The following is a 6145-nucleotide window of genomic DNA, read 5'->3' on the forward strand; positions in this document are numbered from 1 at the left end:
GCGGTAGAGCTACGACAGGGACGCTTCCGCGCAATCTGACGAAGCGTCAGCAAAGTCAGCATTGGGTCAGCAAAAGGACGCGGCGATACTTTGGATCGGTGGTCATCTCGGTCGGCCCCTCCGACTGGCCAGTCGCTGCCTCACCAAGCGTCCGCATCACGGAGGTAAGACCTTACGAGCAGCCCCCCGTCAGGCGACCGACCGAGCAGGCATCCTCGCAGGTCAGCGCCGGTTCCCCCGGGGTTTAAGCGGCGCCCTCGGCAGCTCGGGGGCAGGCAACGGAGCGCCGTCGTACCCCTTAACCTCCCCGAATCGCCGGCCTTCCATCCAGTCCCGGCGCGCCTGTGCGATCTCTTCCGACGACCGACCGATGAAGTTCCACCACATGATCAGCTCTTCCTCGAACGGCTCGCCGCCCAGGAGCATCAGAGCCGCGTCCGACTCGGCGCGCAGTGGGAGTTCCGTGCGGCCGCAGCCGAGGTAGAGCATCGAGCCCGGCAGGACGGGGACGCCATCGACATGAGTCTCACCGGACATCGACAGGACCGCGTACTCGAAGTCCGCCTTCAGCGGCAGGCGTACGTCCGCGCCAAGCGCCAGGGTCAGGTCGGCGCCGACGATGGGCGTGTACGTCGTACCGGGTGATGTCACGCCGTCGACCTCGCCCAGGATCAGTGTGGCGTCAAGGCCCGGCGCCGTGACCACGGGCAGTTCCGGGTGGTATTCGAAGCGGGGATCGGTGTGGCGGTGGCTGTCCGGCAGGGCCACCCACAGCTGCGCGCCATGCAGAAGGCGCGCGTGCGACTTCGGGCTCTCCTCGGAGTGGCTGATCGCGCGGCCCGATGTCATCAGGCCTAGCTGGCGCGGATGGATGGTCCGAAGGCTGCCCGTGGAGTCGCGGTGCAGTACCTCGCCCTCGTGCAGCCAGCTCACCGTCTGCAGACCCATGTGCGGGTGGGGCGGGACCTGCATGCCCGGCTCGTCCTCGATGTCGTCCGGACCGTAGTGATCGACGAAGCACCATGCGCCGACCATCCGACGGCCCAGGTTCGGCAGCAGTCGGCGGACTTCGGTGGACTCGCCGAGCTGGACCCGACGAGGACTGAGGAGCTCTCGCACCGGCTCCGCCACCACGAAGCCGCGGCCACCACACACGGCGGGCACCGCCTCGCGATCAAGATTGCTCATGCCCGACAACCTAGTACCCCGGGTGCATCCGCGTCAGGCCACCCGCTCGACCGTGGAGACGGTCTTGGGTTCGACGTGGCACGGGTGCCTGGCGCCAGGCGGACGGCGAGGGTCGCGTACCGCTCCACCGGGGCGTTCCGCGGGATGATCCAGCGACCGCCGATCGGGTACCGGCGCTGGTGTTGTCGAGCGCGCGAACGCTCAGCGGCCGCCGCGTACCGTTCCTGTGGACTGAGCAGAAGTGAGTTCGCCCCGGGGCAGCGACACGGATCCTGTCCGTGGTCCGATCGGGCCCCGCACTCCCCCAGAGAGGGCACCCCCAGACGCCCTACCCGACGTCCCAGATCGCACGACCACGCTAACCCGAACAGCCCAGCGCGCCGCAAGCCCGCGAGCCGACCAACACACGATCAAGTTAAAGCGACCTTGTGCACACTCCCTGGCGAACAGTTGCCGACTCCTGCCGAGAGTCGTGGAATATTCAACCAACCTGTGCCGTTGTCCACGGCGAAGGAGGCCCTGAGTGAACACGACGTACTACGAGCACGGGACGCCCGCGGAGCGCTGGGAGCGGGCGCAGATGTTCTTCGACGCCAAGGACTACTACGCCTCGGCGCGGGTCCTGGGAGGGCTGGTCGACGAGGTGCCGGAGCAGACCGGGCCGCGGCTGCTGCTGGCACGGGCGTACTACCACTCGGCCCAACTGAAGCGCGCCGAGGCCGAGTTGCGCGTCATCGTGGAGCGCGACCCGGTGGAGCACTACGCCCGGCTGCTGCTGGGGCGCACGCTCCAGCGTCAGGGGCGCAGCGACGAGGCGAAGCAACACCTGCGCATCGCCTCGGCGCTCGCGGGTGACTTCCCGCAGGTGTGATCCCGGCACCGAAGGCCGACGGCCTGGGCCCGATGAACCGGGCCCAGGCCGTGATGCGGCAGGCCTCGGCTCCCGGTACCCGCCTGGACATCCCGGGCTATCCCCGGTAGGCCTCCAGCAGCCGCAACCAGACCTCGCTGATCGTCGGGTACGAGGGCACCGCGTGCCACAGGCGACTGATCGGGACCTCGCCCGCGACGGCGATCGACGCGGAGTGGATCAGTTCGCCGACGCCGGGGCCGACGAACGTGACGCCCAGCAGCGTCTCGCTGTCGAGGTCGACGACCATCCGGGCGCGGCCGCGGTAGCCACCGGCGTACAGACCCGCGCCCGCCACCGACGCCAGGTCGACGTCCACCCCGCGGACGCGGCGACCGGCCCGCTCCGCCTCGGCGAGCGAGAGTCCCACGGCGGCCGCCTCCGGGTCGGTGAAGACGACCTGGGGCACGGCTGCGTGGTCGGCTGTCGCCGCGTGGGCGCCCCAGGCGTCCGTCTCCAGCAGTGGGACCCGGGCGGCCCGTGCCGCGATGGCCGCGCCCGCGATCCGCGCCTGGTACTTGCCCTGATGGGTGAGGAGTGCGCGATGGTTGACGTCACCGACCGCGTAGAGCCATTCACTGTCCGTCACCCGCAGGGTGTCGTCGACCGTCAGCCAGGAGCCGGGCTCCAGGCCGACCGTGTCGAGGCCGATGTCCTCCGTGCGGGGCGCCCGGCCGGTGGCGAAGAGGATCTCGTCGGCCTCGATGCGGTCGCCTGCGTCCGTGACGACCACAACGGTGCCGCCCTCTCGCCGAACCGACTCGACCGAGGTCCCGGTGCGTACGTCCACGCCGGCCTCCGTGAGCGCCTCGGCGACCAGTTCCCCGGCGAAGGGCTCCATGCGGGCCAGCAAGCCCTTGCCGCGGACGAGAACGGTGACCTGGCACCCGAGGGCCTGCCAGACCGTCGCCATCTCGGTCGCCACCACGCCCCCGCCGACGACGATCAGCCGCCCGGGGGCGTACCTGGAGCTGGTCGCCTCGCGGCTCGTCCAGGGCCTGACCTCGGCGAGCCCCGGCAGGTCGGGCAGCCGGGCGCTGCTGCCGGTGCACACGGCCACCGCGTGCCTGGCCGTGAGCACGCGACGGTCGCTTCCGGGACCGGTCACCGTGACCGTGCGGGGCCCCGCCAGCCGCCCGTGCCCCCGGTACAGGTCGGCCCCGGTGCCGTCGAGCCAGGCGACCTGGCCGTCGTCCTTCCAGTCAGAGACCTCGTAGTCACGGTGGGCCAGGACCGCGGGCACGTCGAGGGGGCCCTGTACCGCGTGGGCGAGGCCCGGGACGCGGCGGGAGTCTGCGCGGGCGATGACCGGACGCAGGAGGGCCTTGCTGGGCATGCACGCCCAGTACGAACACTCGCCGCCGACCAGCTCGCTCTCCACGACCGCGGTGGACAGTCCGGCCGCACGGGTACGGTCCGCGACGTTCTCTCCCACGGGCCCGGCACCGAGCACCACTACGTCGTACGCGATGGGTTCCGTTTCCGTCATGGGGCCAGTCTGGTTGTTGGTGTGCGCGGTGGCCACACGGGTACACACGCGGAATACATGAGGCAGCGTCGCCGTTGTGCACAGCAGCCCCGACACCAGGAAGAGAGACACACCATGAGCAGCACCGTGGAGCTCACCAAGGAGAACTTCGACCAGACGGTCAAGGACAACGAGTTCGTCCTGATCGACTTCTGGGCCTCCTGGTGCGGGCCGTGCCGCCAGTTCGCCCCGGTCTACCAGCAGGCTGCCGCGGACAACCCCGACCTGGTGTTCGGCAAGGTGGACACCGAGGCGCAGCCCGAACTGGCGGCGGCCTTCGGTATTCGGTCGATCCCGACGTTGATGATCATCCGGGACCAGGTCGCCGTGTTCGCCCAGCCGGGTGCCCTGCCCCAGGCCGCCCTCGATGACGTCATCGGACAGGCGCGCAAGTTGGACATGGACGAGGTCCGCAAGGCGGTCGCCGAGCAGCAGGCGAACGCCGAGCAGAGCGGCCAGTGACCCCCTGAGACAGCAGCGCCTGCGTGGACCGGCGAGCGGCACGAACGTTGGCCGCCGCCGGAGGCCGCCGTGAACTCACGGGCCACGCAGGCGTGTCCGGACCGTACGCTGTGGCCATGGACGATGCGTCGATGGTCGGCTTGGTGGGGCGTGTGACCGGTACCGTCGGGCCCGGACTGGTCGGCGAGGTGATCGTCCGTGTGCGCGGCGGCGCCGAGCACTTCCTCGCGTATCCCGCGGACGGGAGCGACCGTATCGAGCGGGGCACGGTGGTGATGGTGGTGGAGTACCTGCCACCGCGAACCGTGTACGTCCAGGCGGCGTACGACAGTTGAGCCCGCCTCCCGGCAAGTGGGAGCGGTACGCGTCAAGACTGCAACAATGATCCGTCGACGTCTTCACCCTGAGGCCCTGGCACGCGCACACTCACCCTCGTTCGGTGCCGACCAGGCACCAGGCCAAGGGGGCGCATGCCGATGGTCGTCGGCGTCGTCGCGGGGGCCGTCGCCCTCGCATTGATCTTCGTTTTCGTGGTCTTCAAGCTCATGTGGCGTGTCGCGGAGCCCAACGAAGCACTGATCATCTCCGGTTCGAAGCATCGGACCGAAGGGCTCGAAGAAGGCATGGGGTTCCGCATCGTCACCGGACGAGGCACGCTGGTGCTGCCGGGCGTTCAGGCGGTGCGCAAGCTCTCCCTCGACCTCAACGAGACCGAACTCCACGTCGACTGCGTGACCCACCAGGGCATTCCGCTGAAGGTGCGGGGCGTGGTCATCTTCAAGGTGGGCGACGACTTCGTGTCGATCGCCAACGCGGCCCGCCGCTTCCTGGACCAGCAGAGGCTGATGTCCGAGCGGGTGCACAACGTGTTCGCGGGTCATCTCCGCTCGATCGTCGGCGGGTTGACGGTCGAGGACATGATCCGCGATCGGGAGAAGCTCACCGGTCAGACTCGGGCCGCCTGCGGCACGGAGATGGAGAAGCTGGGTCTGATCGTCGACTCGCTGCAGATCCACGAGATCGAGGACCCGACCGGCTACATCCAGAACCTGGCCGCGCCGCACGCGGCGGCGGTGCAGCGGGACGCGCGCATCGCGCAGGCCGAGTCGAACCGTCTGGCCACCGAGGCCGAGCAGCAGTCGTTCGCACGGATGGCGGAGGCCACCCGGGACAGCGAGATCCTGCAGGCCGGTTATCAGGCCGAGCGCGACAAGGCGGCCGCCAAGGCGCGTCAGGCCGGTCCGCTCGCGGACGCCGCGGCCCGTCAGGAAGTGGTGGTCCAGGAGACCCGCGTCGCGGAGTTGGAGGCGCACCGGCGCGAGCAGCAACTCCAGGCGGACGTCCGCAAGCCCGCGGACGCGAAGGCCTACGAGAAGCGCACCCTGGCGGAGGCCGAGCGCGACGCGCGGATTTCGGCGGCGCAGGCCAAGGCGAGGGAGACCGAGCTGGCGGCGGCGGCCGAGGCCACCCGGGTCAAGACGGCGGCGGGCGCCGAGGCCGAGTCGACCAAGACGCGGGGTGCGGCTACGGCGGCGGCGACCCGGGCCACCGGTGAGGCGGAAGCAGCCGCTTCCCAGGCCAGGGGTTTGGCGGAGGCCGAGGCGACCAAGGCCAGGGGTCTGGCCGAGGCGGAGGCCATCAAGGCCCGTGCCGCCGCACTCGCCGAGAACCAGGAGGCCGTGGTGGCCCAGCAACTCGCCGAGAAGTGGCCCGAGATCGTCCAGGCGGGCGCGTCCGCCTTCGGCAACGTCGACAACATGGTGCTGCTCAACGGCGCCGATGGCATGGCCGATGTGTTCACCAAGGCGCTGGCGATGGGCGGCACCGGCCTGGGGCTCGCCCGTCGGCTGCTGTCCTCCATGAACCAGAACGGAGCGTCGGCGGGCGAGGCAGGAGGGCTCGATGGCTTCGTGCCGCCGCGCCCCGAGAAGGTGGCGGTGGAGGAGGACGAGGAGTCGGTGCGCTAGATGTTCTGTCCACGGAGGTTGGTGACAGGGTTCACGGTGGAGTGATCTTGAACGAGTGAGGGCCTTCCGGGTTCGGTGTGGATTGCGACA

6 protein-coding genes are annotated in these 6145 nt (G+C 69.9%); 4 read left to right on the plus strand and 2 right to left on the minus strand.

The features are described from left to right. Positions 1-222: 222 nt before the first annotated feature. On the minus strand, positions 223-1188 hold the full coding sequence (locus tag ACWDEX_RS29465) for a pirin family protein (protein WP_450467370.1): 966 nt from the start codon (positions 1186-1188) through the stop codon (positions 223-225). Positions 1189-1711: 523 nt separating this feature from the next. On the opposite strand from ACWDEX_RS29465, the gene ACWDEX_RS29470 reads away from it, so the two are divergent. Further along, positions 1712-2059, plus strand: coding sequence for a tetratricopeptide repeat protein (locus ACWDEX_RS29470; RefSeq protein ID WP_450467372.1), 348 nt, complete (start codon positions 1712-1714; stop codon positions 2057-2059). Positions 2060-2156: 97 nt separating this feature from the next. On the opposite strand, the gene ACWDEX_RS29475 is transcribed toward ACWDEX_RS29470, so the two are convergent. Further along, positions 2157-3587 carry a dihydrolipoyl dehydrogenase family protein gene (locus ACWDEX_RS29475; RefSeq protein WP_450467374.1) on the minus strand — a complete coding sequence of 477 codons (1431 nt, stop codon included), beginning with the start codon at positions 3585-3587 and terminating at the stop codon, positions 2157-2159. A gap of 57 nt (positions 3588-3644) precedes the next feature. On the opposite strand from ACWDEX_RS29475, the gene trxA reads away from it, so the two are divergent. The 3 genes from trxA (at position 3645) to ACWDEX_RS29490 (ending at position 6055) form a co-directional block, all read left to right on the plus strand. Then, the gene (gene trxA / locus ACWDEX_RS29480) at positions 3645-4088 is read left to right on the plus strand and encodes a thioredoxin (protein ID WP_450467376.1); all 444 of its coding nucleotides are present in this window, start codon (positions 3645-3647) and stop codon (positions 4086-4088) included. 116 nt (positions 4089-4204) lie between these two features. Continuing rightward, positions 4205-4423 (plus strand): hypothetical protein, encoded by a 219-nt coding sequence (locus ACWDEX_RS29485; protein WP_450467378.1) that lies wholly within the window; start codon positions 4205-4207, stop codon positions 4421-4423. 135 nt (positions 4424-4558) lie between these two features. Then, a complete protein-coding gene (locus tag ACWDEX_RS29490; RefSeq protein ID WP_450467380.1) occupies positions 4559-6055 on the plus strand; it encodes a flotillin family protein in 1497 nt (498 codons plus the stop codon). Positions 6056-6145: the final 90 nt, after the last annotated feature.

It is taken from the genome of Streptomyces sp. NPDC001020, from assembly GCF_053599115.1.

Excerpts from the sequence above, each read along its gene's own strand:
- ACWDEX_RS29465 (WP_450467370.1), bottom strand. The coding sequence starts at position 1,188 with ATGAGCAATCTTGATCGCGAGGCGGTGCCCGCCGTGTGTGGTGGCCGC.
- ACWDEX_RS29475 (WP_450467374.1), bottom strand. The coding sequence starts at position 3,587 with ATGACGGAAACGGAACCCATCGCGTACGACGTAGTGGTGCTCGGTGCC.
- trxA (WP_450467376.1), top strand. The coding sequence starts at position 3,645 with ATGAGGCAGCGTCGCCGTTGTGCACAGCAGCCCCGACACCAGGAAGAG.
- ACWDEX_RS29485 (WP_450467378.1), top strand. The coding sequence starts at position 4,205 with ATGGACGATGCGTCGATGGTCGGCTTGGTGGGGCGTGTGACCGGTACC.
- ACWDEX_RS29490 (WP_450467380.1), top strand. The coding sequence starts at position 4,559 with ATGCCGATGGTCGTCGGCGTCGTCGCGGGGGCCGTCGCCCTCGCATTG.